This is a genomic window from Corynebacterium sp. HMSC072A04 (genome assembly GCF_001809235.1).
GTDB classification, from domain to species: domain Bacteria; phylum Actinomycetota; class Actinomycetes; order Mycobacteriales; family Mycobacteriaceae; genus Corynebacterium; species Corynebacterium hiratae.
Genome location: NZ_KV796750.1, coordinates 1 through 26,556, shown reverse-complemented (window position 1 = coordinate 26,556; position 26,556 = coordinate 1). Strand labels below are relative to the sequence as shown.

Below are 26,556 nucleotides of genomic sequence, written 5' to 3'. Positions count from 1 at the left end.
TCGTGTGAGAAGCGGAGCTTTTCGCTACGGATTTAGGCCTTAGCCACGGTGGCCGTCACGCCCTTGAGGACATCATGGATGTTCTGCCCATCGCTTGGCTCGAGAGCCTGGGTCGTCACAGTGAAGTCGACAGCAAGCACCTCCGCCGCGATGTGCTCGCGGTGGCGATTAGCCCACTCTTCCTTCTCCGCCGGGACGGAGAGAACCACGGTGATGCGGTCGGTGACCACGAAGTCCTCGGCCTTACGGGCATCCTGCAGGCCACGGATGACATCCGCCGCCCAGCCCTCAGCCTCCAGCTCTTCGGTGACGTTGGTATCCAATACCACCAGGCCATCCACGCCGTCCACGCGCGCCGTGGACTCCGGGTTCGCAGCCTTGAGACGTTCCGTGTACTCATCCGGGGTCAGGCGGATATCGCCGTCGACGATAACCTCTTCGCCGTCGCGCTCGTAGTTGCCCGCCTTCAGGTTCTTGATGGCGCGCTGTACGTCCTTGCCCAAACGCGGACCTGCCACTTTGGCGTTGCAGACGACCTCGAAGGTGCCAACCTCATCGACGTCATCGGTTAGCTCAACGTCCTTGACGTTGACCTCATCGCGGATGATGTCCTTGAAGTCGGCCAAGCGAGCCGAATCCGGCATCGCCACCGTCAGCTTCGGCAGCGGCAGGCGGTTACGCAGCTTATTGGACTTGCGCACAGACGACGCCGCCGAAGCCACCGCGCGGGTGGCATCCATAGCGGCCACCAGGTTCGCGTCAGCCGGGTAGTCCTCAGCCTTCGGGTAGGAAGCCAAGTGCACGGAACGCTCACCGGTCAGGCCGCGGTAGATGACCTCAGCCACGTGCGGTAGCAGCGGAGCCACCACGCGGGAGACGGTCTCCAGCACCGTGTAGAGGGTGTTGAAAGCCTCTGCGTGGGTCTCCTCGCCCTCCCAGAAACGGTCGCGGGAGCGGCGCACGTACCAGTTAGTCAAGGCATCCGCGAAGAGGCGAACCTCCTCGGTTGCCGTAGCAATATCGGTATTCGCCAACGCATCATTCGTGTTCTTTACCAAGTCATGCGTCTTGGCCAAGATGTAGCGGTCCAGCACGTTAGTGGAGCTGACATCGAACTTCGCGTCCTGGGAAGCGTAAAGCTGCAGGAAGGTGTAGGCATTCCAGATCGGCAGGATAGCCTGGCGCACGCCCTCACGGATGCCCTGTTCGGTGACGATGAGGTTGCCACCGCGCAAGATCGGCGAGGACATGAGGAACCAGCGCATGGCATCCGAACCATCGCGGTCAAAGACCTCGTTAACGTTCGGGTAATTGCCCTTGGACTTGGACATCTTCAGGCCGTCATTGCCCAGAACGATGCCGTGGGCCACAACCTTCTTGTAGGCCGGGCGGTCAAAGAGCGCAGTCGACAGCGCATGCATGACGTAGAACCAGCCGCGGGTCTGACCGGAGTACTCCACGATGAAGTCCGACGGCGAGTGGGTCTCAAACCACTCCTTGTTCTCAAACGGGTAGTGCTTCTGGGCAAACGGCATCGAGCCGGACTCAAACCAGCAATCCAACACATCCGGCACGCGGCGCATCGTGGACTTGCCCGTCGGATCATCCGGGTTCGGGCGGGTCAGCTCATCGATGTGCGGGCGGTGCAGGCTGGTCGGGCGCACGCCGAAGTCACGCTCCAGCTCATCCAAGGAGCCGTAGACATCCACGCGCGGGTACTCCGGATCATCGGAGATCCACGCCGGGATCGGAGCGCCCCAGTAGCGGGTGCGGGAAATATTCCAGTCGCGAGCGCCCTCCAGCCACTTGCCGAACTGGCCGTCGCGGATGTGCTCCGGCAGCCACTCGATCTCGTTGTGGTTGAGCTCCACCATGCGGTCACGGAACTCGGTCACCTTGACGAACCATGCCGGCAACGCCATGTAGATGAGCGGCTCGCCGGAGCGCCAGGAGTGCGGGTAGGAGTGCTCGATGGTCACGTGGCGCACCACGCGGCCGGCTTCCTTCAGGTCCTTGATGATGCCCTTGTTAGCGTCGAAGACCAGCTGGCCCTCGTAGGGCGGCACCTGCGAGGTGAACTTGCCGTCCTCGTCCACCGGGATGACCAACCCCACGCCGTACTTCTGGCAGGTGAGCATATCGTCCTCACCGAAGGCCGGAGCCTGGTGGACCACACCAGTACCGTCCTCAGTGGTGACGTAATCTGCGAGCAGCAGCTGGTAGGCGTTCTCGACATCTGGGAAGAAATCGAAGATGGGCTGGTACCTAAAGCCCTCGAGCTCAGCGCCCTTGAACGTCTTGAGAACTTCCGCCTCACCCAGCTCCTTGGCCAGGGTGCCGGTGAGCGCCTCGGCCATGATGAAGGTGCGGCCAGCAAAGTCGCCCTCGGTGGCCTTGAACAGGACGTAGTCGACCTCCGGGTGGACCGCCAAAGCCAGGTTGGACGGCAGGGTCCACGGGGTGGTGGTCCAGGCGAGGAAGGAGGCGTCGGCAAGCTCGGCGTTATCCGCCAACGTCTTCTCCGCCGCGCTTCCCTCCACAGCGCCCGCTACCGGGAAGGTCACCGTCAGGGTCGGATCCTGGCGCATCTTGTAAGAATCATCCAGGCGCGTCTCCTGGTTCGACAGCGAGGTGTGCTCAGCCCAGGAGTACGGCAGAACCCTGAAGCCCTGGTAGATCAGGCCCTTGTCATAGAGCTCCTTAAACGCCCACATCACGGACTCCATGTAGTTCAAGTCCATGGTCTTGTAACCGTTTTCAAAGTCCACCCAGCGAGCCTGGCGGTTGACGTACTCTTCCCACTCATCGGTGTACTCGAGGACGGACTTGGCGCAGTACTCGTTGAACTTCTCCAGGCCCATCTCCTCGATCTGGGCCTTGTCGGTGATGCCGAGCTGCTTTTCTGCCTCCAGCTCCGCTGGCAGGCCGTGGGTGTCCCAGCCGAAGACGCGCGGAACGTGGTTGCCGGCCATAGTGCGGTAGCGCGGGACGATGTCCTTGACGTAACCGGTCAGCAGGTGGCCGTAGTGCGGCAGACCGTTGGCAAAGGGAGGGCCATCATAAAAGACGTACTCGGGGCAGCCCTCGGTTTGCTCGAGGCTGGCTTTAAAGGTGTCGTCGGCCTTCCAGTACTTCTGGACTTCCTGCTCCATATCGGGGAAACGGGAAGACCCAGCAGTCATATCAACTTTGGGATAAACATTGCCGACGTTCGCGGGGTTGCTACTCATCTAAAAATTCCTTCACTCGTTCGCTGTGGCGGGGACGCGCCTTACGGCTCGCGGTACCACCCCGCTTGGGCGCCGAGGCGCCCCGCTTCGTTGATGTGAAGGAGATGACGGTCCCTACCCGCCCGGTTCTAATAATGCTCTGCTAAGCGCGAAGCACGTTCTTCCGGAATGCTCCCCGGTGATAGCCGGCTCACTGCATACGTCTAAAAGTATAGCGAGGCGGTCAAGTTTTCACAGGCGCAGGTTCCCGAAAGCCCCAAAATAGAAACGCCAGTACATAAAAGAGGCACCCGGGATAAGGTTTTCCACAGGAACATTTTTTCTAATGCACGCAGGTCATAAGGTGTTTTAAGCTCCAATGTCATGAGCGCACTGCAGACTTTCCTTAACGCACTCGGGGTCGGCATCGATGTCGTCGCCGAGTGCGAAGGCATGTCTGAAGCAGACCTCATCGCCGCCGGTTCCCCAGACAAAACCGCCGCGGAGTTGGCACGGCTGTATACGAGCTTCTTTGGCAAGACCGCCATGACGCGGATGCAACGCGACGCAGTGAAGGCAGCGCGCCAACGCAAGCATTCTTTGCCTACCTTGGAGGTCATCGACCGCTACGCCCGCAAAGCCAAAACACAAGCGTTGGGCTGGAAGCTGCGTCTAGAACTCTGCCGAACGAGCGCTGACACCCTCGCCATGGAGGCGCTGGCGAAGAAGAAGCTCAAGGAACACTCAGCACCGCCCACGCCGAAGGAGGGCGTGACTGTCTACCGCCGCCGCAATGCACCGTGGACGATGGCGATCACGGGCCCCTCGCAACTGATTGCAGAGCTTAACGACGCCGTCGACCCGGCACGCCCCCTCGAGTCCATCCGCGAGGCCTTCTTCACAGGCGCTGCTCCGCGCCGCGGCTTGCAGACCAATATCCTTGTGCCGCTGGATGCAATGACGAAAATTCTCGACGGTGACGGCGAAGAAATCAACCTCCAGATGACCAATGGCGCCACGATGACCGGCGCGGAGTACCTCAACAAGGTCATCGCCGGTGAAATCGATAAAGACGGCGCGCTCGCGACTCTTTTCCACCCCTACCACGGGCCGGTCAACCTCTACTACGAGGAGCGCTCCGCCAGCATCAAGCAACGCATCATGGCCATGGCCGAGTTCCCAGTCTGTGCTTGGGATGACTGCCTGAAGCCGGCCGATGAATGCCAGGTTCATCACCTCATCGCGTGGAAGAACGGCGGGTACACCAATCAGGAAAACTTGGTGATGCTCTGCCCGTATCACAATGGGGTTAACCAGGACGATCCGAATGCGCCGCCGGGCCGCGGCCGGATGGCCCGGGTCGGGGGAAAAGCGAAGAGAACGTACGGCCCTCCCCCGCCGCCCACGCCGTTGCAAGCGCCACCCGGGTTATTCACAAACCCCGCGGAGCGAGACGACAAGCGGCTTCACAAAAGTAGCCCTCCACCCAGAATTACCACTGGGCCGAGGGCTACGCGTCGTGCTTAAGATACGCGCGCTACAGGCGTTTCGGCGAGACCGAGCTACTCGTCGTGCTTGCGGCGCAGCTTGATCACGGTGTCTGCGATGAACAGGACGATACCCACCCCAGCCGAAGCGAAGAGCACGTACAAGGACCACTCGGCAGCGGTGAGGATGTAGTTCACGAACGCCAAGAAAGCAACAAAGGCCAGAAGCAATGCGCCGATGAGCATGTGCGTTCTCCTTTCCTCACCAATGACTAAGGGCTCTGTGCTTACAAAGAATGTATACCTACGGACGTATACCTACAGAAAAGAATAACGGCGCCCCCGCAGGGACGCCGCTCATTCAGAGATTAATTGTTGGACTTTCCGGCCTCACCGTTGGGGGCAGCGGTGCCGCGGGACTCCAACTCCTCAAGCTGGGACTGCAGCAGCGTCTTGAGGCGGGTACGGTACTCGCGCTCGAAGGTGCGCAGCTCGGAGATGCGGGCCTCCAGAGCGGTCTGCTGCTGCTTGACCGTGTTCATGACCTCGGTGTGCTTCTTCTCGGCATCTGCCTGCAGGGCAGCTGCCTTCTCCTCAGCCTGGCGAATCTGTGCCTCGGCGCGGGACGTAGCGTCGGCCTCAGTCTGCTTTGCCTTGTTTTCGGCGTCAGCCACCAGCTTCTTGGAGCGGGTATCGGCTTCCTGCAGCTGCGCGTCGTAGCGCTTCTGGGCGTCAGCAAGCTGGGCCTTGGAGTGAGAGTCAGCGTCGGCAAGCTGCTTCTCTGCGGCCGTGCGGGCCTCCGCCAGCATGGACTCGGAATCGGCCTTGGCCTCGTTGGTAAGGCGGTCTGCCATCTCCTGCGCCAGGCCCAGAACGCGGGCTGCCTGCATATGAGTGTCCGGGGTAGCGAGGCCCTGTGCAGTGGACTGTGCAGCACCTGCACCTGCTACGGCGGCAGCGGAAGATGCGGTGGTGGAGGTTGCGGAGTTCTTCTTTGCGGACTCCAGCTCCTTCTTGGTGCTCTCCAGTTCCTTCTTGGAGGCCTCGAGCTCACGCTTGGCAGCAGCAGCTTCCTCGCGAGCAGCCTTGAGCTCTGCGGAATTGTCCTGCGCCTGAGCGGCCGGCGCCTGGGAAGACTGCGCCTGAGCGGCCTTTGCCTGTTCCTGGGCGCGCTTGGTTTCTTCCTTGGCCTTGGCAATCTCGTTCTTGGAGTCAGCCAGCTTCGCCTCATACTCAGCGCGCAGCTTGGATTCGACTTCCTTGCGCACAGCGGCCTCGTCGACCTTAGCGGCAGCGGCGCCGCCGGCAGCGCCGGCTGGAGCCTGAGATTTCAGCTCCTCAACCTGGGCGTGGAGATCATCGTTCTCATCCTGCAGCTGAGCAAGAGCATCCTCAACGAGATCGAGGAACTGATCGACCTCGTCCTCGTTGTAGCCACGCTTGCCAATTGGCGGCTTGCTGAAAGCGACGTTGTGTACATCAGCTGGTGACAGTGGCATTGACTTCTCTTCCCCTTACGAATCGGTCAAACCTCTAGAGGGTCCAGAGGCCGGGTACATATGCGGTTAATAATACGGATTGTGGTAACTCATTGTATCCGAATCAACACATTATCTAACGCGGGCACGAGTCTCAACGTTAACAGGAGGGTTTAATACACCCGTTAGTTACACCGCAAGTCCGTTGGTACCGAAAAATAGCCACGCAATAAGTTGCGAAAGAACGGACAAAAGCAGGAACAAAACAATGATGGAAACATCGAGCGCGATGCCGCCCAATTGCAGCGGCGGAATCACCTTTCGCAGCGCTTTGACCGGCGGATCGGTGACCACGAAAAGCACCTCAGCAACCATCATGAACCAGCGGGGCGGGTTGAATTGGCGCGAAAAAGACTGGATCATTTCAATGACGATGCGCGCCAACAAAACCCACGAGTAAAGACTCACGGCGACGAGGAGAATTGAACCTAAAGCACTCACAATGCCTGAGCCTATCGGAATCACCCCCGCCAGCGGTACTCCCCTGCCCTAAGGTTCGCCCTCGGCGTACAGAGACAGCACCGCGGCAGCCATACCGCCGCCGAGAATGACTCTCCGATGGGGACCCACAATGAAAACGACGAAACCGCCCCATCGCCTTCCGCCTCCCTTAAGCCAACACGGAGGAGAATAACGATGAAGCGGTTAAAGCCTGACGTCTCTAGCGCAGGTGTGCTGCTCGCTCCAGCTCCACGGTGGAGATATCAGCACCCTTCGGCACGATGGCAAAAACCTTGCGGCTGGTGTCCATGCCCTTGGTCAGGTTCTTCATGCGGCCTTCCAACGCGAAGCAGAGGCCTGCGGCAAAGTCCACGAAGCGCTTGGCGGAGCCGCGGTCGGCGTCGGTGAGTTCGAAGACCACTGCGTCACCGTCACGGAAGGGGCCACCAACCTTTGCTGCATCATCAAAGGAGACGAGGGAGAGAGCCACGATGGTCGGGACAAACTCCTCTTCCTGCTTCTCGTAGGAAGGCGCGTAGGCCGGAGCGTTGTAGCTGCGCTCGTCGGCGTAGTAGGCATCGTCGGCGTCCATGTCCATCGGGCCCAGCCCGAAGAACTCTTTAGTCCTATCAATCAGTGACATTCTGGGTCTCCCTCTGACCTAGTGTGTTCTGTTCATTTGCTGTCTTGTAATGCAGTTTTACAATGACAATTAACCTAGCGGGCGGGCTCCCATGATTCCGGTTCCGACACGCACGATATCCGTTCCAGATGCAATCGCTGCCTCCATGTCGGCGCTCATGCCGGCGGACATTTTCAGGTCTCGCCCAAGCTTTGCCCCCATCTCATCCGTCAATGCTCTCACCTGGGTGAAAACCTCCGCCGGTTCGCCCTCCAGCGGTGGTACCACCATGAACCCACACAGCTGAAGGTTCTCCAGATCTTCAACCAGATCCACCAGAGCAGGTACGTCCTCTAGCGGGCAGCCGCCACGCGCGGTATCACCGTCGGCGGATACCTGAATATAGACCGGAAGCGTGTCCTCACGCTGGCCGCGTTCCTGGGCAAGAGCCACGCCGCGGTCGAGTGCTCTGGCGAGCTTTTCTGAGTCGAGCGAGTGAACACTATGCGCCCACCGGGCCACGTGGTTCGCTTTCTTGGTCTGTACCTGGCCGATCATGTGGAACCGCATCTCGGGCAAAGCCTCCGCCTTGGCGCGCGCTTCCTGCTCGCGATTTTCCGCCACATCCGTGATTCCCAGCTCAGCTAGCAGCGCGATGTCCTCGGCCGGGTGAAACTTCGTCACCGGCAGCAGCTGCGGGGCGGGGCGGCCAGCGGCCTCAGCGAAACGGTGAATAGCAGCGCGGGTGCTCTCCAGGCCAGCCCTCAGCTCTTCACGGCGCGCAGTATCGTTGTTCGTCATTAATCCTCCAACCAAATCACGCCGGCTTGGCGTCCGGTGACGCCCTCGCGGCGATAAGAAAAGAAATCTGTGTCCTCAATCGTGCAGCGCGGGTCCGATTCGATAGCCGTAACCCCCATCTCCATCAATTGACGAATCAGCCCAGCGCGCACGTCGACGCCCCAGGTACCCGACGACGTGCGGGTCTTGGAGCCGGGCAGATGCTTCTCGACGTCATCCGCCATCGCCTCCGGCACCTCATAGTTCCGCCCAGAAGCGGCCGGCCCCATGAGCACCTGAATCGAGGCGGGGCGGGCCCCTAACTCAACCATGGTATCGACGGTATTGCGGACGATTCCGTTGCGCGCGCCAAGGCGCCCGGCGTGGGCGGCGCCGATGACGCCCGCGGAGACGTCGACAAGCAGCACCGGCGTGCAGTCCGCCACGAGAACGCCTAGGCCCAAGCGCTTTTCGTTGGTTACCACGGCATCGGTGGCCGGCACGGGCTCCTCGACGCCGCGGCGCTCGGCCCCCACCACCGTCACGGTGTTGGTGTGGAGCTGTTCCATCCACACGATGTCCTCTAAGCCCGTGGCACGGCGGAGCCGCTCGCGATTGGCGGCCACTGCGGCGGGGTCATCGCCAACGTGATCGCCGAGATTAAAAGAGTCATAAGGCGACGACGACGCCCCGCCGGCACGGCTTGTAAAAACCATGCGGACGGGGCGTCGTGCTGCGTGTGCTTCCTCGTTTACTGGCATGCACTCCAGAGTAGCTGGCTGGAACTAGCGCATGAAGGATGGCACGTCGAGATCGTCATCGCCGTCATCGTCGAAGTCACGACCTCGACGCTCCGTGGGGCGCGAGAGACGGTACTCATCATCGCCGCCGCGGCGGTAGTCCTCACCGCGGAAGCGATCCGAGGTGGTAAATAGTCCGCTCGACGGGGCCGGCTCTGCCGGCTGCTCGCGCTCGTAGGAGTGACGCGGGGCGTACTCTTCACGCTCAATGCGCTGGGAGTCAGCGCGCTGCGGTTCTGCGCGGGTGTACTCCTCGCGCGGGGCCTCGGTGCGGGGCGCGGCGGGGCTCTCAGGCTGTGCCTCAGCGCGGTGCTCGAAGAGGGAACCCGGACGTGCAGCCGGGGTAGCCTCCGCACCGTGTTGCTGCGTCTGGCCAGGCTGTGCCGGCTGGGAGGTCATGTTGGCCTGAGCATCGAAGCCGGTGGCGATGATGGTGACGCGGACTTCGTCACCAAGGTTGTCATCGATGATGGTGCCGAAGATGATGTTGGCGTCCTCGTCGGCGCGCTCCTCCACCATGGAGGCAGCGGCATTGACCTCGTGGAGGCCCAAGTCAGAGCCACCGGCGATAGACAGCAGAACGCCCTTGGCGCCCTCCATGGTCGACTCCAGCAGCGGAGAGTTAATAGCCTGCTCGGCGGCGTTGAGCGCGCGGTTATCGCCGCGGGCAAAGCCGATGCCCATGAGGGCGGAACCAGCGTCGGACATGACGGAGCGAACGTCCGCAAAGTCGACGTTGATCATGCCCGGGATGGTGATCAGGTTGGTAATACCCTGCACACCGTTGTGCAGAACTTCGTCGGCGGCGCGGAAGGCTTCGACGATGGACAGCTCCTCGCCGCCCAGCTGCATGAGGCGATCATTCGGGATAACGATGAGGGTATCGCAGACCTCGCGCAACTCCTCAATGCCGGCCATGGCCTGACGGGTGCGGCGCGCGCCCTCGAACTTGAACGGGCGGGTAACGACACCGACGGTCAAAGCGCCCATCTTCTTCGCGATGGAGGCGACCACCGGAGCGGCGCCGGTACCGGTACCGCCGCCCTCGCCAGCCGTAACAAAGACCATGTCGGAGCCCTGGAGGGCGTCTTCAATTTCGGTCTTGTGATCCTCCGCGGAGGTCTTGCCTACCTCAGGGTTGGCGCCGGCGCCGAGGCCGCGGGTGGCCTCGCGACCGATGTCGAGCTTGGTATCCGCATCGGAGAAAATCAGCGCCTGGGAATCGGTGTTGATCGCCACGAACTGGACTCCCTTGAGCCCTTCTTCGATCATGCGGTTGACAGCGTTGACACCACCGCCGCCGACGCCGACGACCTTGATGTCCGCGAGGTTGTTGCTAGATGAGATCATACGAGGGTCTCTTGCCTTTCGAATAAGGTTTTAATGTAAACGAGGAGGCGCCCCTTTTTCTGAGAGGCGGTTACATCCATCTTTAACGACAACGGGGTAATTTCGGCGCACATTTTGCCGCGTGTCGGTACCCTCAACCTCTACTTTAGGGTTGCTGACATGCGGTTTTCTTAACAGGCGTCCCACCCGCCCCACTCGCGACGCGCTTAGCGACGAGTCACCAGCGACGGGTTCGAAATGTTCCAAGAATCGCCCTCGAGCTTGAGCACATCCTCAAAAGCAATGGCCTTGTTCGCGTTGTCTTCCGACGCACCCCAAAAGATGGTTTTGTCATCCTCCGTGCGGAAGGTCAGCGAATACCGGTCCTTAATTTCGAGGGCCGCGACCTTCTCCCGAATCGGCGCGGGGAGCGCAGCGACGGCGTCGACAGCCCCCTGCATCTCAGGCGAACCGGAGTCGGTGTGCCCTGTCAGCTCTACGGCTTCGGGTGGCGCTTCGTCCTCCACGAATTCCTTACCGTGGTTGTCCACCAAAATCGTCCTATCGCCCTGTCGTACATAAGCTACCGCCTCGTGCTCGACGAGCTCGATGTGGACGGTTGACGGGAAGGCCCGCGACACCGTCGCGCTCTCTACCCACGGCAGGGAGGCCACGCCGTGCGCGGCTTCGCGCGCATCCAGCCGCGCCAAATTAGAGCCCTTCACGACGCCACTGGCCTGCTCGACCTCCTCTGCCTCAACGTGATCATTTCCCACGACTTCGAAGGATGTCACCTTCAGGATGGGAAAAAGCCACACCGCCGCGGCAGCAACCGCCACTACGAGAAGCACCGCGCCTAGCGCGAGCGCCCCAGTCTTTTTAGACATTCGGTTCCTTCGGTTCCTCCGCGCCGCTCGCATTCTCAAGCGCCGACAAGATTTCACCCGCCACGTAGGTAACAGTTCCCGCGCCGATGGTAAGGACGATATCTCCGGGCTGCGCCAGGGAAATGACGTCGCCGGCAGCCTCAGAGAAATCCGGCTCGAAAATGACCGGCATGTCTTCGGGCATCTTGTCGGTGATAATGCGGGAGGTAATTCCTTCTACCGGCTTCTCGCGGGCGCCGTAGATGTCGAGGACGACGGCGGCGTCGGCAAGCGCCAAGGCCTGAGCAAACTCGGCGTCAAACTCCATGGTCCGGGAGTACAGGTGCGGCTGGAAGCAGGCGATCACGCGCGCACCCTCGCCCTCGGCGTCCGCCTTCGCGCGCGCCGCGGTAAGCACCGCAGACACCTCCGTGGGGTGGTGGGCGTAGTCATCGAAGACGCGGATCCCCTGGGCGCTGCCGCGGTACTCGAAGCGCCGGCGCACGCCCGTAAAGTCGGTCAAACCCGCGGCCAGTTCCGCCGGGTCCCCGCCAGCCAGCACACCGGCCAGCAGGGCCGCCGCCGAGTTGAGCACCATGTGATGGCCCGGGACATGCAGGTCATAGGACAGCTCCTGTGGCGCCTGACCCGGCAAGGTCAGGCGAACGCGGACGTGCGCGCCGGCGGCGGAGACGGTTTCTTCTAGGATCTCCGCTGCCAGCGGCACGGAAGAATCCGCGGCTACCTCGCTGCGCGTGCCGTAGCCCAGCACCTGAATCCCGCGCTGAGCCGCCCGCTCACCCGTGGCGGCCGCATGCTCATCCTCGAGGCACACGACGAGGTAGCCGCCCTCAACCACGCGGTCGGCGAAATCATCAAAGACCCGATAGTAGCTCTCTGCCGTGCCGAAATAGTCGAGGTGATCAGGCTCGATGTTGGTGATGACTGCCACGAAGGGGCTGTAGCGCAGGAGGGAGGCATCGGATTCATCGGCTTCTGCCACGAAGGCGTCGCCAGTGCCGCCGTGCGCGTTGGTCCCAGCTCGGTTGAGTTGCCCGCCGATGGCGAAGGAAGGATCCATCCCCGCCTGCTGGAGCGCGGTGACCGCCATAGAGGTCGTCGAGGTCTTTCCGTGCGTGCCGGCGAGCAGCACCTGACGGTGGCCTTCCATGAGCTCAGCCAGCAGGTCCGAGCGACGGATCACTGGAATCCCGGCTTCCCGTGCCGCAACCAGCTCCGGGTTGTCCTGCGGGATGGCGGCGAAGGAGGTGACGACTACCGTCGGCTTGTCCCCAGCCAGATCGAGGTTCTCAGCCACGTGGCCGACGGCGACGTGCGCACCCATCGCGCGGAGGACGTCAACGGCCGTCGACTTCTTAACGTCCGAGCCGGTGACGACCGCGCCACGGCTAACCAGGATGCGCGCGAGGCCGGACATTCCGGAACCGCCGATGCCGACAAAGTGGACGCGGGACAGGTCCGTGGTGGCGGGGGTATCAGTCATGGTGAAAATTTCCTTCTTTAATAAACCTGTACTGTGCGCCTAGCCGCGGGTGTCGGCGGCGACGCGGTGCGCGATTCGGTCAGCGATCACCGCGGCGGCATCGCCGGCAGTGCTGGCGTCAGCAGCAGCACGCATGGCCGAAAGGGCGTCGGGATGGTCAAGGATAGCGCGAACTTCGGCGACAAGGCGCCCCGGAGTAAGCTCCGCGTCCGGTATCTGGACCGCGGCTCCCGCTTCCACCAGAGCCCGGGAGTTCAACGCTTGCTCGCCGTTGCCGTGCGGCAGTGGCACATAGATAGCGGGCAGGCCGGCCGCAGACACCTCAGCCACGGTCATCGCGCCGGAGCGGCAGACCATCACATCAGCAACGGCGAGCGCGCCGGCCATGTCATCGATATAGGGCACGGCCGTGTAGTGCTCGTGCTCAGTCGGCACCGTGTTCTTCTTGCCGTAGGCATGCAGCACTTGGAAGTCTCGGCACAGGTCCTCGAGCGCTCCGGCGACGGCGGTGTTAATGCTCACCGCTCCCTGCGAACCGCCGGTAACCACGATGGTCGGGCGGCCTTCATCCAGGTTCCAGTTCTGGCGCGCAGCAGAGGCCTTCGCACCATCCGGGTCCTCGCCCAAGCCCGGACGTACCGGAATGCCCAGGACCTCGCCCGGCATGCCAGATCCCTTTTGGGCATTGATTCCCGTGCCGCCAAGACGCACGCCCAGCTTATTAGCCATACCGGCCAAAGCATTCGTCTCGAGAACGAAGAACGGAATGCCCAAGGACTTCGCCGCCAGGTAAGCCGGCGCCGCAACGTAACCACCGGTGCCAAACACAGCATTGGCCCCGACGTCCTTAAGCACCGCGCGAGTTTCCCGAACGGACTTGAAAATCCGCCAAGGCAGCTTCACCGCGTCAATGTTGATCTTTCGCGGAACAGGGACCGGAGTGATCATGCGGAGATCGACACCGCGCGCCGGCACGATGTCGCTTTCCAGACCCCGCGGCGTACCCAAGGCGGTGACCCGCGCCCCGTGGCGTTGGCGTAGCTCCTCCCCCACCGCAAGCGCGGGCTCAATGTGTCCGGCGGTGCCGCCACCTGCGATGACGACGGAAATCGGCGTGTCATTCATGCACTACACGCTACCAGCGCCGCACTGCGCTACCGGCGCTCGCCGCGCCGATACTCCCGCCGCCCCTCCGCGCGCGGCGCCTGCGACCGCTGAGAGCGCCCCGTCACCGCGCGCCCAAAACGTTCCTCGCGGCTGCGCTCCACGTGGCGTTGGGAGCGCTCGCGGTGTGGGCGCTGGGAACGCCGAGCATCTGCGCGCTCGCGCGGGGCACGGTGCGCCCCGCCGCGCCGCTCATTGGGCGGGGTCGGCTCTGGAATAAAGAAGATACGGTCGAAGAGCGGGCGTCCAAAGTTCTGCATCGCGGACACCTGCAGCGGCTCGTGGCGCGCCACATTGCACAACAGGCCCATCGAGCCAATGGTGATAACCGCAGCCGTACCACCCGCAGAAATCATCGGGAGCTGAATACCCGTCACCGGCAGCACACCGATGACGTAGCCGATGTTGATGAAGGCCTGCACGACAACACCCACCGACAGCGTGGCGGCCAGCAAGGACTGGAACTGGTCCTGCGCACGGGTTGCGGTACGCAACCCAAAGTAGCCCAGCACGGCGAAAAGCACGATGACGAGCGCACCGCCCCAGAGGCCTAGCTCCTCACCGATAATGGCGAAGACGAAGTCGTTCTTCGCCTCTGGGAGGTAGAACCACTTGGCGCGTGATTGGCCGAGGCCAACGCCCCAGAAGCCGCCGTCGGCAAGCGAAAGGAAGCCTTGGTAAGCCTGGAAACCGGTACCTTGTGTGTCCTCAATATTGCCGCGCAGCGCATCGAAGTAGGTGTGGAAACGGTGCGAACGGAAACCACCGGCCAGGAAAACAGTGATCATACCGATGGCGCCAAAGACGCCGACGACGACGGGCACACGCCAGTTCACGCCGGCGAATACGAGGGTGAAGACCACAATCAGGGCGAAGGACACGCCCATGCCCAAGTCACCTTGGGCCACGATGAGCACGAACATGATGCCGGCGATGATGGAATACATCATGAACGGATCAGTCAAGCGCATCGAACGGTGTGTTTTATCCGCCAGCGCCGAGGCGCCATACATACCCACCGCGACGCGAGCGAACTCAGAGGGCTGGAAGGCCACGCCACCCGGCAACATGATCCACGACTGTGAACCGACCTCCGCGCGGCCGGTACCGATACCGGGCACAAGCACGAGGATAAGCAGCAGGATGGATAGCCCCAAGAACCACGGCACGAGCGCCCGCAACGTGCGCGGCGAGATGCGCAGGCCGATCCAGAACACGATGAGGCCGGCGGCGACCAATACGCACTGGCGCAAGGCTGCCGACCACGGGCTATCGGTCTCCGACAGGGACGTCGCCATCGACGAAGAGAAGGCCATGAGCACGCCGATGCCGATGAGGGAGAAAATCGCGATGCGCAGCATCAGGTAGTCAAACCCCGGGTAGGCGCGCAGGCGCTCGCGAAGATCACGCAGGCGATGGCCCAGCGTGCGGTGTGGCTTCTGGGTGCTGGTGGCAGTCACGGCTTCTGGGTGCTCCTAGCTAGCGGGCGAGGCGGCGGGCAGCGGCGGCAAACATGTCGCCGCGTTGGCTCATTCCGGTGTACATGTCCAACGATGCCGCAGCGGGCGCCAAAAGTACGGTATCGCCGGCTTCGGCGTGTTGCACAGCGGCGCTCACGGCTTGGTCCATCGCCGTCTGAGGGTCGTGACTGTCCACGATGACGAGAGGCACGTGGGGTGCCGCCTTGACCAGGGCCTGGGCCAGCACGTGCTTGTCGACGCCCACCAGAACCGCCGCCTTCAGCCGCGCGGCGTGGGTACGCAGGAGGTCCGAGACATCTGCGCCTTTGAGCTGACCACCGGCGACCCACACCACGGAGTCAAGACCACGCATGGCAACCTCCGCGGCGTGCGGATTCGTCGCCTTGGAATTGTCGATGTAGGTCACGCCACTATGACGGTGGACAACCTCACCGCGGTGCCCGGCCACCACGTAGGCGTCGAGGCCCTCCGCGATGGACTCAGGCTGAGCGCCGGCAAGCGCGGCAACCGCCGCGGCAGCAGCGGCATCCAGCACCCCAGCAAGACCTGCGGGCTGGATGGTGGTGACATCCTCCACCACGGCCGCGTGCAGTCCGGCGACCTCATTGACCACGAGGCTGCCGGCACTCACGCCGACTTCGCCCGGGGCGGGCTCGGCGTGGGTAAAGGCGGTAGCGCCGGATAGAGAGGCGGCAAGCGCGCGAACGTGCTCGTCGTCCTTTCCATAAACGGCGTGCGTACCGCGCAAAATCTTCGCCTTATCCGCCGCGTAGGCCTCGAAGGAGCCGTGCCAATCGAGGTGGTCATCGGCGAGGTTGAGCAGCGCTCCCACATCCGGGCGCAGCTGGGAGGCCCAGTGCAGCTGGAACGAGGACAGTTCCGCGACGAGGATATCCACGCGGGGCTCGGCGGCCAAGGCATCAAAAGACGAGACCCCGATATTTCCTACAGCCTGCGCGCGCTGGCCGGATCGCTGCTCGTCAGCGGCCATGATGGCAGCGAGCATCCCCGTCGTTGTGGTCTTGCCGTTGGTACCTGTGATCGCGAGCCAGCGGCGGGAGGGCCCAAATACCTCTGCCTGGTCAAGGCGGTAGGCCAGCTCCACGTCACCGATGACCTCAAGGCCGCGGGAAGCTGCGGCGGCGAGCAACGGCGAATCCGGGCGCCACCCCGGCGAGGTCACGACGAGGGAGTAATCCGACAGGTCTACTGCTGCTGTGTCCACGGTGGCAACGTCGAGCTCGGCGGCGAGGCGAGCGCGGGATTCCTGGTTTCCATCAGCCACCGTGACGTCCACGCCTAGGTGGTCCAGGACCGCAGCACAGCCGCGGCCGGAAACGCCGGCACCGGCGATGAGGACCCGGCCAGAGAGGAAGTCGGGGCGCGTCATGCGCCGACACCTATACCTGTGGAGGTCAGCCATTCACCGTAGAAGATGGCCACGCCGGCCATCGCCGCCATCGCGGCCAGCAACCAGAAACGGACAACCACAGCAGTCTCCGCCCAACCGCCGTTTTCAAAGTGGTGATGGATCGGGGCCATGCGGAAGAAGCGCTTGCCGGTGGAATGGAAGACCACGATCTGAATGACAACGGACACCGTCTCGATAACGAACAGGGCGCCGATAATCACCATGAGAAGCTCGGTACGGCTGGTGACCGAAATGCCGGCAACCAATCCGCCGAGCGCCAGGGAGCCGGTGTCTCCCATGAAGATCTTGGCGGGCGCGGCATTCCACCATAAAAAGCCGAGGCAGGCACCGAGGCCCGCCGCCGCGAGCACGGCGAGATCGAGGGGATCGCGCACCTGGTAGCAGCCTGCCGCAAAGTTGGTGGCGCAGGAATAGCGGAACTGCCAGAAGGTCATCAGCGAGTAGGAGCCCATGACAATCGCCGTCACTCCTGCGGCAAGACCGTCGAGGCCGTCGGTGAGGTTGACCGCGTTCGACCACGCCGCAATGAGGAAGTACATGAAGATCAAGAACACGATGGTTCCGATCACAACGCCGCCAACCGCAAAGTCGAAAGTTTTCAAATCGCGGATGAACGACAGCTTGGTGGAGCCAGGAGTCAGGCCCGCATCATTGGGGAAACGCAGCACAAGAAAGCCAAAGAGGAGGGCCAGTACCAGCTGGCTGACCAGCTTCGCGGTCTTGTTGAGACCTAGGTTGCGCTTCCGGAAGAGTTTGATGAAGTCATCCGCAAAGCCCACCGCGCCCAAGCCCAGCGTCAGTCCGAGGACGAGCAGACCCGAAGCAGTAAACCCCCCGTGGCCCGTCAGCATGCCATAAAAACCAACCACGAGATAAGCCACCAAGATACCGGCCAGAATAGCCAGGCCGCCCATCGTCGGCGTACCCCGCTTCCGCAGGTGGGACTTGGGACCGTCCTCGCGGATCTCTTGACCGCGACCGGAGTCGGAAAAGTATCGGATGAGAACCGGGGTGGTAAAGATCGCCACGAGGAAGCTAACCGCACCAGCGATGATGATCTGAGTCACGAGCTTGAAGTCCTTTCTAGCGGCTAGCTGTGGTTCAGCTGCTCCGCGACCAACCAGAGGCGCTGGGCATTGGAGGCCTTAATCAAGACCACGTCCTTAACGCTACGGCTAGCCCAATCATCGACCCCTGCCGGGGCCGCGCGCAGAATGCCGTCGACCGCCCGAGCGGCAGCCGCGGCATCGGCGCACACCATTGTATTTATACCTTGCTGTGCAGCCGCCTCAGTCATTGCCCGGCAGTTGGGGTTCTCCCCCACCGCGACGAGGTGCTCCACGTGGTATTTGGCCAATATCTCCCCGAGCTGGCGGTGCGATTGTTCGGCATCGCTGCCGAGCTCTCCCATCTCACCAAGCACCGCGATGGAGCGGGCATCGGGGCGTGCTGCTGCGGTATAGGCCAAGGCGGCAATCGCCGCGCGCATCGAATCCGGGTTGGCGTTGTAGGAATCATCAATGATGGTGACGCCATCGCGGCGCGTGCGCACGTCCATGCGGTGCTCGGAGGCTAGGCGGTGCCCAGACAGCGCAGCCGCTACCGTGGCTACCGATACCCCCAGCTCGATGGCTGCCGCTGCCGCGGCCAGTGCATTAGACACCTGGTGGGAACCAAATACCTGCAGCTTCACTTCGACTGGCTCAGCGTTGGGGCTGTGGAGGACAAAGGAGGGGCGGGCCACGTCATCGAGCTCGATGTTGGTGGCATAGTACTGTGCCGCCGGTGCGCCGCCGCGGCGGTTATCCGTGGAGTAGTACACCACCTTGGCCCCCGTGCGTGTCGCCATTGCGGCGACGAAAGGATCGTCGGCGTTGAGGACGGCCACACCGCCCGCTTCCGCGCTCGGCAGTGCTTCCACCAACTCTCCCTTGGCCTGCGCGATATTCTCGCGCGAGCCAAATTCGCCGAGGTGCGCGGAGCCGACGTTGAGGACCACGCCGACGCGCGGCGCGGTGATTTGGGTGAGGTGGCGGATGTGTCCGATACCGCGGGCCGACATCTCCGCCACGAGGTAGCGCGAGTGCTCATCACAGCGCAGAGCCGTATACGGAAGCCCAATTTCATTGTTGAAGGAGCCGGGCGGGGCGACGGTCTCCCCCACCTCGCGGAAGATGGTGGCGATGAGGTCCTTGGTCGAGGTCTTGCCCGCCGATCCCGTCACTCCCACGATGGTCAAATCCTGCTCTGTCGCCAGCCGCTGCGTTACTGCGCGGGCCAGCGCGGACAACGCCTCGACGACAGCGGCGGCGGAGCCATCGACATCGTTGGCATAGATATCGGCGTTGGCTCCGTCACCTTCTACGCGTCCGCGCGGCTCCACGACGATGGCGGGTACACCCACCGGCCGGGCAGCCAAGACGGCGACGGCTCCCTTCTCCACCGCGGTGTGGGCGTAATCGTGGCCATCGACGCGGGCTCCGGGCAGTGCCACAAAGAGTCCACCCGGAGTGACCTTGCGAGAATCGAACTCAACAAAGCCGGTCACTGGGGTCTCTGGCTCGTCGACGCTATCCAGGCGGCCGCCCGTGATCTGAGCTATCTCAGCGAGGCTTAACGCAATCATGCTTGCTCCTTGGATTCTTCGGTACTCAGGGTAGTCGCTGTCATCGCGGCATCAAGTGCACGCGCCATCTCCTCGCGGTCGTCGAAGTGGTGGACGGTATCACCAATCAGCTGTCCTACTTCGTGGCCCTTGCCGACGACGATGACGGCATCGCCCGGCTGTGCCCACGCCACGACCTCGTCGATGGCTTTGGCACGGGAGCCGACCTCCCGGATATCGGCCTCCGGGTTCGCTTCGCGCGCTCCCGCGAGCACTGCCGCGCGGATAGCTGCTGGGTCCTCGGTGCGGGGGTTGTCATCGGTGATCACGACCATATCGGCGCCCTTCGCGGCGGCCGCCCCCATGAGCGGGCGCTTGGAAGAGTCGCGGTCACCTCCCGCGCCGACGACAATGCCGATCCGGCCGCTGCTGCCTTCCAGCTGCGCACGCAGGGTATCGAGGACCGCGGTGACCGCTGCAGGCTTGTGCGCATAATCGACCACGGCGACAAACTGCTGGCCGCGGTCGATGCGTTCCATGCGGCCCGGGACCGCTACCTTTTCTACGCCTTCCAAGAAGACGCGCGGCTCGATGCCACTGGCTGCGGCCATGCCGGTGGCCAAGGCCGCATTGGCGATGTTGAAAGTGCCCGGCATGGGCAGCCGGAATTCATAGGAACCAGCGTGCTCTCCGGTGGACACCATCAGCTCCACCTGCTGTGCGCCGGTGGCCTCGGTGCTGAGTTGGCGGGCGGTGATGTCCGTCTCGGTCGCCTCCGCGCTCGTGGACACTGTCATGACCGGACGCGCCGCGGCGCGCTGCGCCATGCGTCGCCCCCACTCGTCGTCGATGCAGACAACGGAGCGGTCGGCGGCCTGGGGACCGTCGAAAAGCATGGCCTTCGCCTCGAAGTAATCCTCCATCGTTGGGTGGAAGTCGAGGTGGTCCTGGCTCAAGTTAGTGAATCCGCCGACGGCAAAGCGCGTTCCCTGAACGCGGCCCAGGGAAAGCGCGTGGGAGGACACCTCCATGACCACGTGCGTTACCCCTTCGTCCACCATGCGGGCGAAGAGCTCTTGCAACGTCGGGGCCTCGGGGGTCGTCAGCGAGGTAGGCACCGGCTCTCGGTTAATGCGAGTGCCCGTGGTGCCGATAAGGCCCACCGACAAGCCCGCGTGCAAAAGCCCCGCTTCCAGCAGGTAGCTCGTCGTAGTTTTACCGGACGTACCCGTCACGCCGAGAATGGTGAGCTTTTCAGTGGGGTGCCCATAGATCTCCGCGGAAACGTGTCCGAGGATGGCGCGGATATCCTCGACCACGAGAAGTGGGCGTGTTTCTCCCGCTTCGGCAAGGATGCGTTGGCCTTCCGGGTCGGTCAGAATCGCGGCTGCTGCGGTGTCTGCGGCATACCGTGCGCCATGAACGCGCGTTCCCGGAAGCGCAGCGAAGAGTCCACCAGGTGGCAGGGTTGCAGAGTTTAGTCCGCAGGAGCCCACGGTGGTCGAGGCATCCCCGATCACGGTGCCCGAAGAAATTTCTGCTAAACGATCAAGGCTGATGCTGCTGGTCACGGTGCGTCCTCTTCTCTATCTCTGTAGGTTATTCGCGGCCGGAGCTATCTATTCGGCACGCAAGGTCAGGTGCGGTGCTGGTGGGGAAGGCGGAATATTGTCACGATCAAGCAGCCAGGATGCGATGTCACTGAACACCGGCGCTGCGGACTGGCCGCCGGAGCCATCGTCGTTGACACCGGATTCGGGCTCGTCGAGCATGACTGCGACGACAAAGCGGGGATCGTCGGCAGGCGCGATGCCCGCGAACGTGATCCAGTACTTGGAGTTCGAGTATGCCCCCGTCTCCTCGTCGACCTTTTGCGCGGTACCAGTCTTGCCGGAGAGCTGATAGCCCTCGATCTGCGCGTTGCCGGCTGTACCGTTGTTCAGCCCCTGCGGATCCTCCTGGAAGACCGCACGGAACATGTCCACGACAGTGCGCGCGGTTTCGGGACTGACCACGCGGGTGGACTCGGGCTTCTCTAGTTCTTCCTTAGTCCCGTCAGGCGCGGTGATCGAATCAATGATGCGCGGCTCAATGCGCTCACCGTCATTGGCGAGGGTCTGGTAAATAGAAGCCAGTTGCAGGGCAGTCCATGACTGGCCCTGGCCGATGGGCAGGTTAGCGAAGGTACCGCCGGACCACTGCGAACGGTCAGGTACGAGGCCTGGAGACTCGTTGGGCAGCTCAATGCCGGAAGTCTGGCCGAGGCCGAACTTCTTGAGGTAGTCAGCGTATTTATCCTGGCCAAGACGATCTGCCAACATCAACGTTCCCACGTTCGATGACTTACCGAAGACGCCCGTCGTGGTGTAGGGCTCAACGCCGTGCGGCCAGGCATCGTTCACAGTCACCCCAGCCATGTCGATGGAGCCGGGAACCTGGAGGACCTCATCAGGGTTGGTGAGGCCCTCCTCAATGGTTGCCGCGGCGGTGATGATCTTTGCCACCGAACCCGGCTCAAAGGGGTGGGAGACGGCGAGGTTGTCGAAGGTCTTATCCTTCTCCAGCTGCTTTTCGATGTCCTTGTTCGGGTCGATGGTGCCGGTATTCGCCATAGCCAGAACCTGACCCGTGGCGGCGTCCAGAACGACTGCCTCGGCGCTCTTTGCCTTCGAATTAGCCTTGGCCTTTTCCAGCTTCTGCTGAACGTAGGTCTGCAGATCCAGATCGAGCGTCAACGTGACGTTTTTGCCGTCGGTCGTTGGCACCTGATCGCGTAGGGTGCCGGGAATGACCTGACCGCTGGCTGAAACGTCCTCGGTGGAGCTGCCGTCAATACCCGTCAGTGTGGTATCGCCGGAGGCCTCAAAGCCGAACTGGCCTTGGCCGTCCATGGACACCTTGCCGATGACGTTCTCTGCGATAGCACCATTGGGGTACTGGCGGATCTGCTGCTCATCGGCGGCGAGCCCGTGGTAGTCCTCGGAGATGGCCACCGCGACATCCGGATCGACGTTGCGCACGAGGACCTCATACTGAGTATCGGCACGGAGCTTGTCCATGATTTGCTCCGAATCCACGTCCCCGGCATCGATGCCGGCTTCCTTCAGCTTGTTCGGGATCCCCTCCGACATGTCGGTGAGCCGCTCTGTCACCTTGTCGTCGAGGAAAGCCTCTTTGGCATCGGGTGCCAACGACTCAAAGTGAGCCTCGCCGGCGGCTTTTTGCTCCTCCTGTTCACGGAGCTCATCTCGCAGGCGCGTAGGTGACACGGTCAAGGACCGGGCGCGCATCGTGTAGGCCAACCGCTGGCCGTCGCGCGCGAGGATCTCGCCGCGCCCGGCCGTATCGACATAGACGCGGGTTCTCTGCGCAGCGGCCTTCGCCGCCAAGTCAGGTCCCCACACGATCTGGACCCACGCGAGGCGCCCCATCCACGCCAGCATCACCACGAGCAGCAAAGCCGCGATGACGTGTACACGACGGCGCATCGTCTTCTGCTGGCTCATGAAGGGCTTGCCGGTGCGCGGATTCCGTGAACGGGTCGCGGGAACGACGCGGTCGGCGTCGTAACGCTGCCGTGGTTGGTGAGAGGTACCGCGCGGTTGGGCGGCACGGGCGGCGGAAGCGCGCCTCGGGCGCGGGCCACCGGAGTGTGGTGGGGTCACACGTCACCTTTCTGTCTGCAGCGAAGATGGGTCAATAATCAGTGGTACATCCCGAATTGTGCCCTATGATCGCCGCCCGCCCACGCAGGCACGCGCGGAGCGGGGATGGAATCTACCCGCGGGCGGCGTAGGGAGCCTGGGCCGGGATGTCCGGCAGCTCTACGTTCCCTTCGGCCGACTGTCCGTCAGTGGTGGATTCACCGCCGTCTGGGTGGTTGTCCGAACGAGACGCACCCGACTCGGCGCCTTCGCGCTCACGGTTCCTCTCGCTCAGCGTCGGACGGGCATTCAGGTTATCGGATACGTTCGCCGTCGCGTGCGGGTCACTCGAGGCCTGACCCGGGCGGACCGGTTCGCCGTTTACGTCGATGACCGATTCCATATCCGGGGTTGCTTCGCGCTTCTGTTCCACATTTCCGTCTGCGTCGACTTCCACTACGCCAGGCTGAACCGGGACGCCCATCTTGGCCTCGTGGGCGCGGCGGGCGACGTCCGACGCCGAACGCACATTCTCCAAGTCTCGGTTCAGAGTCTCCAGCTGGTTATCGAGCGTGGATTCGTGGGCAGTAAGCTCCTGAATCTTAAAGGTCTGGGACGTCGACAGGCCAGAGAGCCACATCGCCGCAGCCACACCAGTGATGAGCAGGCCAATGGCGATGAAAGAAAGGCGAGCGAAAAGGCCAGTAACCCGCGTGGGCTGTACGACGCGGCGCCCACGATTGCTCACTACCTGCTTCGAACCGAGGCGGTTTCCTCGCAGACCCGTTCCGACCCGGCGGGCGGGCACAGTACTGCGATGCGGCGTGCGACTGGGCAACGGGGTGGTGCGGCGCCCCCGCTCCAGCAGCGCGGTTCCCTGACCGGAGAAATCAGATCCGGTGGTGAAATCGCGGCTAGCTCCCATGGTGTGGGTCCTCTCGTGGTCGCGGTGGTACGTTGCCTGTGCGGTTCGGTCTCTCAGCGTCATGGCCTACCTCCCGGTTCATGAAAAGACGGACTGCCCTCGAGGCGCTCGAGTGCGCGTACCCGGACGGACGCTGCCCGCGGGTTCTCTGCAATCTCCTCCTCGCTCGCCTTCTCCGCGCCACGCGTCACGATGGAATAGTGCGCCGCCGTGCCCGGAAGGTCCATGGGAAGCCCCGGCGGAGTCGTCGAGGTGCTGAGCTTGGTGAAGGCATGCTTGACGATGCGATCTTCGAGCGACTGGTAGCTCATGAACACGGCGCGGCCGCCGACGGACAGGGCATCCGTAATCACGGGAATGACCTGTTCGACCGCCTCAAGCTCGCGGTTGACCTCAACGCGCAGCGCCTGGAAGGTGCGCTTCGCGGGGTGGCCACCGGTGCGACGCGTCGCTGCGGGAATCGTGGCGTACAACAGCTCAACCAAGCGGGCTGAGGTAGTAAAAGGTTCCTTTTCCCTTTCCTTTATTACTGCCGAAGCAATCTTGCCGGCAAAGCGCTCATCGCCATAGGTTTTGAGGATGCGGGCGAGGTCACCGTGGCTATAGGTGTTGAGTACGTCGGCGGCAGTCATTCCCTGGCGCGGGTCCATGCGCATATCCAGCGGGGCGTCGGTCTTGTACGCAAACCCACGCTCCACCTGGTCAAGCTGCATGGAGGACACACCCAGATCAAACAATGCCCCTGCAATGCCGTGTTCTCGCGCGATAGAAAAAATCTCATGGCCACCCTGCGCAATGGCACGACCGACCTCATCGAAGCGAGCGTTGACGCCGACGAAGCGGTCGGCGAAGGGGGTGAGACGTCGAGAAGCACTGCTCAACGAGGCGGAGTCACGGTCCACACCGATAATTCGCGCGTTAGGAAAGCTGTTGAGGAAGTATTCGCTGTGGCCACCAGCCCCCAGGGTGCCGTCCACGATGACGGCGTGCTCCCCCGCTGCTTCGACGGCCGGAGCAAGCAGCTGAGCCATACGCGCACGCATAACAGGGACATGGCCGTGGTTGTCATTCACGTCATAGGTAATGGTGCCGTTGTGGTCCACAGTTGCTGTCCCCCTTTCCATTCAGGCGCCTGAGGCCGCTATCAGATCTGTTCGATAAAAAATCGAGTGCGTATAGGGCCCTGTCCGAGGAAGGGTTCTGATGTCGGGGAAGTACACCAGCTCATCCTCCTCGGGCAGAGTCCATACACGCACTCTCTGTGTGCCAGGAAGCTCTACAGCAGCCCGGCAAGTACGTCATCGGCGTCTGCCGCCGAATAAGCGTCTTCAGTTTGCGCCTGGTATTCAGCCCACGCGGCTGCGTCCCAGATTTCGAGGAAGTCAACCGAGCCCACAACTACGCATTCCTTCGTCAGGTTTGCGTACTCACGGTGCCCTGCGGACAGCGTGATACGTCCGTGCCCATCGGGGCGCTGCTCGTCCGCACTCGCTGCCAAGTTACGGATGAACGCACGCGCTTCTGGGTTGGTGCGTGACACGGCCGCTGCTTTCCTAGCTCGCGCCGCGAACTCCTCCCGCGGGTATACCGCGAGCGAATGATCCTGACCTTTGGTGACCATGAGGCCGCCAGCCAGTTCTTCGCGAAACTTTGCCGGAAGCGTGAGCCGTCCTTTGTCATCGAGCTTGGGAGTGTAGGTGCCGAGAAACATCCCCGGGTCCACCTTCCTGTCACTCGAAAACTCCGGATTCCTCTCGCGACAAGAGAGCAACTCTCCTCCGCTACGCCCCACTCTACCCCACTTTCCCCCACCTCCCACACCTTTATCACCGCAACAATCTGCGTGTCGGAATAACATTGCAGGTCAAAGGCAATTTTTCCAGTGGGAAGTTTTCCCAGACCCCCCTTGACACGCCCCCTCAAACAGGCCCATTTCCACGTATTCACTCACGTAACTTTGACCCCTTGGCATGTAATTTTCCCCACCACCCCCATATTCCTGACGTTTTCATCTTCCCACCACGCTCCAAAGGGCCTCTAGGCCCACATTCCCCGACCGGCGCGTAGCGCAGGTGGGGCAAAGTGGGGGAAATCGGGAAATCGCACAAAAAGTCTCCCCTCCCCGCGCAAAATGCCCGCACAAGTTTTAGAAACATTGCGTCGCCATGATAGAAACATCATGTTGCCATCTTGCGGCACGCAGGGTGACACGCCAACTCACTTCACCCCACACACTAGGAAGTTCCTTCATGTATCTAGCTTGGCGCGAGATGCTCTTCGCGCGTACCCGATTCCTCCTCATGGGCGTCGTCCTCGCACTCATGTCCATGCTCGTCGTTATCATCTCCGGTCTCACCGCAGGCTTGGTCAACGACGGCGTCTCCGGCCTCAAGGCGATGGAGAGCAACGTCATCGCTTTCGCCGATGGCACGCAGAAAGACTCTGCATTCACCCGCTCCGTTGTCGATGCCTCCGATGCCGAGTCTTTCTCTCAACTAGAAGGCATGGACCAAGCCACCCCCTTGGGCCTGACCATTGCTAACGCCCACAACCAGGACGGCACGGCGGTGGACCTCACGCTCTTCGGAGTAGAACCTGACTCCTTCATCGCACCGGCAGGCTTGCCCCCAATCGACACCGCCCGGGCAGACGGCAAGCCAAGCAACACGAAACACGACATCATCCTGTCCTCCACCCTGTGAGGTTACCCTCGTTTAGTGGACACCCTA

22 protein-coding genes are annotated in these 26,556 nt (G+C 62.5%); 2 read left to right on the top strand and 20 right to left on the bottom strand.

What is annotated here, in order from left to right; translation table 11 throughout:
- Positions 1–32 precede the first annotated feature (32 nt).
- Positions 33–3,230: an isoleucine--tRNA ligase gene (gene ileS / locus HMPREF2565_RS02640; protein ID WP_071406831.1), complete on the bottom strand. Its 3,198-nt coding sequence runs from the start codon at positions 3,228–3,230 to the stop codon at positions 33–35.
- 363 nt (positions 3,231–3,593) lie between these two features.
- On the opposite strand from ileS, the gene HMPREF2565_RS02635 reads away from it, so the two are divergent.
- Positions 3,594–4,736, top strand: coding sequence for an HNH endonuclease signature motif containing protein (locus tag HMPREF2565_RS02635; protein WP_246819107.1), 1,143 nt, complete (start codon positions 3,594–3,596; stop codon positions 4,734–4,736).
- Between the two features lie 35 nt (positions 4,737–4,771).
- Here the strand turns inward: HMPREF2565_RS02635 and HMPREF2565_RS13880 are convergent, their stop codons facing one another.
- The 19 genes from HMPREF2565_RS13880 to mraZ form a co-directional block, all read right to left on the bottom strand.
- On the bottom strand, positions 4,772–4,942 hold the full coding sequence (locus HMPREF2565_RS13880) for a hypothetical protein (RefSeq protein WP_046647978.1): 171 nt from the start codon (positions 4,940–4,942) through the stop codon (positions 4,772–4,774).
- A gap of 122 nt (positions 4,943–5,064) precedes the next feature.
- Positions 5,065–6,195, bottom strand: coding sequence for a DivIVA domain-containing protein (locus tag HMPREF2565_RS02630; protein WP_071406830.1), 1,131 nt, complete (start codon positions 6,193–6,195; stop codon positions 5,065–5,067).
- A gap of 168 nt (positions 6,196–6,363) precedes the next feature.
- Complete coding sequence (locus HMPREF2565_RS02625) at positions 6,364–6,675, bottom strand: YggT family protein (protein WP_046647976.1); 312 nt, start codon at positions 6,673–6,675, stop codon at positions 6,364–6,366.
- A gap of 220 nt (positions 6,676–6,895) precedes the next feature.
- Entirely contained in the window at positions 6,896–7,318 is a 423-nt protein-coding gene (locus HMPREF2565_RS02620) for a cell division protein SepF (protein WP_046647975.1), read from the bottom strand.
- Positions 7,319–7,387: 69 nt separating this feature from the next.
- The gene (locus HMPREF2565_RS02615) at positions 7,388–8,098 is read right to left on the bottom strand and encodes a YggS family pyridoxal phosphate-dependent enzyme (RefSeq protein WP_071406829.1); all 711 of its coding nucleotides are present in this window, start codon (positions 8,096–8,098) and stop codon (positions 7,388–7,390) included.
- The gene (gene pgeF, locus HMPREF2565_RS02610) at positions 8,098–8,838 is read right to left on the bottom strand and encodes a peptidoglycan editing factor PgeF (RefSeq protein WP_046647973.1); all 741 of its coding nucleotides are present in this window, start codon (positions 8,836–8,838) and stop codon (positions 8,098–8,100) included. The genes HMPREF2565_RS02615 and pgeF overlap by 1 nt, the downstream gene beginning before the upstream one ends.
- A gap of 24 nt (positions 8,839–8,862) precedes the next feature.
- Positions 8,863–10,227: a cell division protein FtsZ gene (gene ftsZ, locus HMPREF2565_RS02605; RefSeq protein WP_049155264.1), complete on the bottom strand. Its 1,365-nt coding sequence runs from the start codon at positions 10,225–10,227 to the stop codon at positions 8,863–8,865.
- Positions 10,228–10,433: 206 nt separating this feature from the next.
- Positions 10,434–11,093, bottom strand: coding sequence for a cell division protein FtsQ/DivIB (locus HMPREF2565_RS02600; RefSeq protein WP_082254447.1), 660 nt, complete (start codon positions 11,091–11,093; stop codon positions 10,434–10,436).
- Positions 11,086–12,576 (bottom strand): UDP-N-acetylmuramate--L-alanine ligase, encoded by a 1,491-nt coding sequence (gene murC, locus HMPREF2565_RS02595; protein WP_070701784.1) that lies wholly within the window; start codon positions 12,574–12,576, stop codon positions 11,086–11,088. The genes HMPREF2565_RS02600 and murC overlap by 8 nt, the downstream gene beginning before the upstream one ends.
- 39 nt (positions 12,577–12,615) lie before the next feature.
- Complete coding sequence (murG, locus tag HMPREF2565_RS02590) at positions 12,616–13,701, bottom strand: undecaprenyldiphospho-muramoylpentapeptide beta-N-acetylglucosaminyltransferase (RefSeq protein ID WP_070701786.1); 1,086 nt, start codon at positions 13,699–13,701, stop codon at positions 12,616–12,618.
- Between the two features lie 29 nt (positions 13,702–13,730).
- Positions 13,731–15,200, bottom strand: coding sequence for an FtsW/RodA/SpoVE family cell cycle protein (locus HMPREF2565_RS02585; RefSeq protein WP_070515752.1), 1,470 nt, complete (start codon positions 15,198–15,200; stop codon positions 13,731–13,733).
- 19 nt (positions 15,201–15,219) lie between these two features.
- Positions 15,220–16,611: a UDP-N-acetylmuramoyl-L-alanine--D-glutamate ligase gene (murD, locus tag HMPREF2565_RS02580; protein WP_070701788.1), complete on the bottom strand. Its 1,392-nt coding sequence runs from the start codon at positions 16,609–16,611 to the stop codon at positions 15,220–15,222.
- Positions 16,608–17,720, bottom strand: a complete 1,113-nt coding sequence (gene mraY / locus HMPREF2565_RS02575) for a phospho-N-acetylmuramoyl-pentapeptide-transferase (protein ID WP_049155252.1) — start codon at positions 17,718–17,720, stop codon at positions 16,608–16,610. Before mraY ends, murD begins: the two co-directional genes overlap by 4 nt.
- A gap of 23 nt (positions 17,721–17,743) precedes the next feature.
- Positions 17,744–19,279 (bottom strand): UDP-N-acetylmuramoyl-tripeptide--D-alanyl-D-alanine ligase, encoded by a 1,536-nt coding sequence (gene murF / locus HMPREF2565_RS02570; protein ID WP_070701790.1) that lies wholly within the window; start codon positions 19,277–19,279, stop codon positions 17,744–17,746.
- Entirely contained in the window at positions 19,276–20,829 is a 1,554-nt protein-coding gene (locus tag HMPREF2565_RS02565; RefSeq protein WP_071406828.1) for a UDP-N-acetylmuramoyl-L-alanyl-D-glutamate--2,6-diaminopimelate ligase, read from the bottom strand. Before HMPREF2565_RS02565 ends, murF begins: the two co-directional genes overlap by 4 nt.
- 48 nt (positions 20,830–20,877) lie before the next feature.
- On the bottom strand, positions 20,878–22,746 hold the full coding sequence (locus HMPREF2565_RS02560; RefSeq protein WP_071406867.1) for a peptidoglycan D,D-transpeptidase FtsI family protein: 1,869 nt from the start codon (positions 22,744–22,746) through the stop codon (positions 20,878–20,880).
- Positions 22,747–23,035: 289 nt separating this feature from the next.
- Positions 23,036–23,890 (bottom strand): cell division protein FtsL, encoded by an 855-nt coding sequence (locus tag HMPREF2565_RS02555; RefSeq protein ID WP_071406827.1) that lies wholly within the window; start codon positions 23,888–23,890, stop codon positions 23,036–23,038.
- Positions 23,887–24,930, bottom strand: coding sequence for a 16S rRNA (cytosine(1402)-N(4))-methyltransferase RsmH (rsmH, locus tag HMPREF2565_RS02550; RefSeq protein WP_071406826.1), 1,044 nt, complete (start codon positions 24,928–24,930; stop codon positions 23,887–23,889). The genes HMPREF2565_RS02555 and rsmH overlap by 4 nt, the downstream gene beginning before the upstream one ends.
- Before the next feature lie 173 nt (positions 24,931–25,103).
- The gene (mraZ, locus tag HMPREF2565_RS02545) at positions 25,104–25,538 is read right to left on the bottom strand and encodes a division/cell wall cluster transcriptional repressor MraZ (RefSeq protein ID WP_046647963.1); all 435 of its coding nucleotides are present in this window, start codon (positions 25,536–25,538) and stop codon (positions 25,104–25,106) included.
- Positions 25,539–26,076: 538 nt separating this feature from the next.
- On the opposite strand from mraZ, the gene HMPREF2565_RS02540 reads away from it, so the two are divergent.
- Positions 26,077–26,529, top strand: coding sequence for a hypothetical protein (locus tag HMPREF2565_RS02540; protein WP_246819106.1), 453 nt, complete (start codon positions 26,077–26,079; stop codon positions 26,527–26,529).
- Positions 26,530–26,556: the final 27 nt, after the last annotated feature.

Bases quoted from the DNA above. Each gene is read 5' to 3' on its own strand.
- ileS (WP_071406831.1), bottom strand. From the start codon at position 3,230: ATGAGTAGCAACCCCGCGAACGTCGGCAATGTTTATCCCAAAGTTGAT.
- HMPREF2565_RS02635 (WP_246819107.1), top strand. From the start codon at position 3,594: ATGAGCGCACTGCAGACTTTCCTTAACGCACTCGGGGTCGGCATCGAT.
- HMPREF2565_RS13880 (WP_046647978.1), bottom strand. From the start codon at position 4,942: ATGCTCATCGGCGCATTGCTTCTGGCCTTTGTTGCTTTCTTGGCGTTC.
- HMPREF2565_RS02630 (WP_071406830.1), bottom strand. From the start codon at position 6,195: ATGCCACTGTCACCAGCTGATGTACACAACGTCGCTTTCAGCAAGCCG.
- HMPREF2565_RS02620 (WP_046647975.1), bottom strand. From the start codon at position 7,318: ATGTCACTGATTGATAGGACTAAAGAGTTCTTCGGGCTGGGCCCGATG.
- HMPREF2565_RS02615 (WP_071406829.1), bottom strand. From the start codon at position 8,098: ATGACGAACAACGATACTGCGCGCCGTGAAGAGCTGAGGGCTGGCCTG.
- pgeF (WP_046647973.1), bottom strand. From the start codon at position 8,838: ATGCCAGTAAACGAGGAAGCACACGCAGCACGACGCCCCGTCCGCATG.
- ftsZ (WP_049155264.1), bottom strand. From the start codon at position 10,227: ATGATCTCATCTAGCAACAACCTCGCGGACATCAAGGTCGTCGGCGTC.
- HMPREF2565_RS02600 (WP_082254447.1), bottom strand. From the start codon at position 11,093: ATGTCTAAAAAGACTGGGGCGCTCGCGCTAGGCGCGGTGCTTCTCGTA.
- murC (WP_070701784.1), bottom strand. From the start codon at position 12,576: ATGACTGATACCCCCGCCACCACGGACCTGTCCCGCGTCCACTTTGTC.
- murG (WP_070701786.1), bottom strand. From the start codon at position 13,701: ATGAATGACACGCCGATTTCCGTCGTCATCGCAGGTGGCGGCACCGCC.
- murD (WP_070701788.1), bottom strand. From the start codon at position 16,611: ATGACGCGCCCCGACTTCCTCTCTGGCCGGGTCCTCATCGCCGGTGCC.
- murF (WP_070701790.1), bottom strand. From the start codon at position 19,279: ATGATTGCGTTAAGCCTCGCTGAGATAGCTCAGATCACGGGCGGCCGC.
- HMPREF2565_RS02560 (WP_071406867.1), bottom strand. From the start codon at position 22,746: ATGCGCCGTCGTGTACACGTCATCGCGGCTTTGCTGCTCGTGGTGATG.
- HMPREF2565_RS02555 (WP_071406827.1), bottom strand. From the start codon at position 23,890: ATGACGCTGAGAGACCGAACCGCACAGGCAACGTACCACCGCGACCAC.
- mraZ (WP_046647963.1), bottom strand. From the start codon at position 25,538: ATGTTTCTCGGCACCTACACTCCCAAGCTCGATGACAAAGGACGGCTC.
- HMPREF2565_RS02540 (WP_246819106.1), top strand. From the start codon at position 26,077: ATGTATCTAGCTTGGCGCGAGATGCTCTTCGCGCGTACCCGATTCCTC.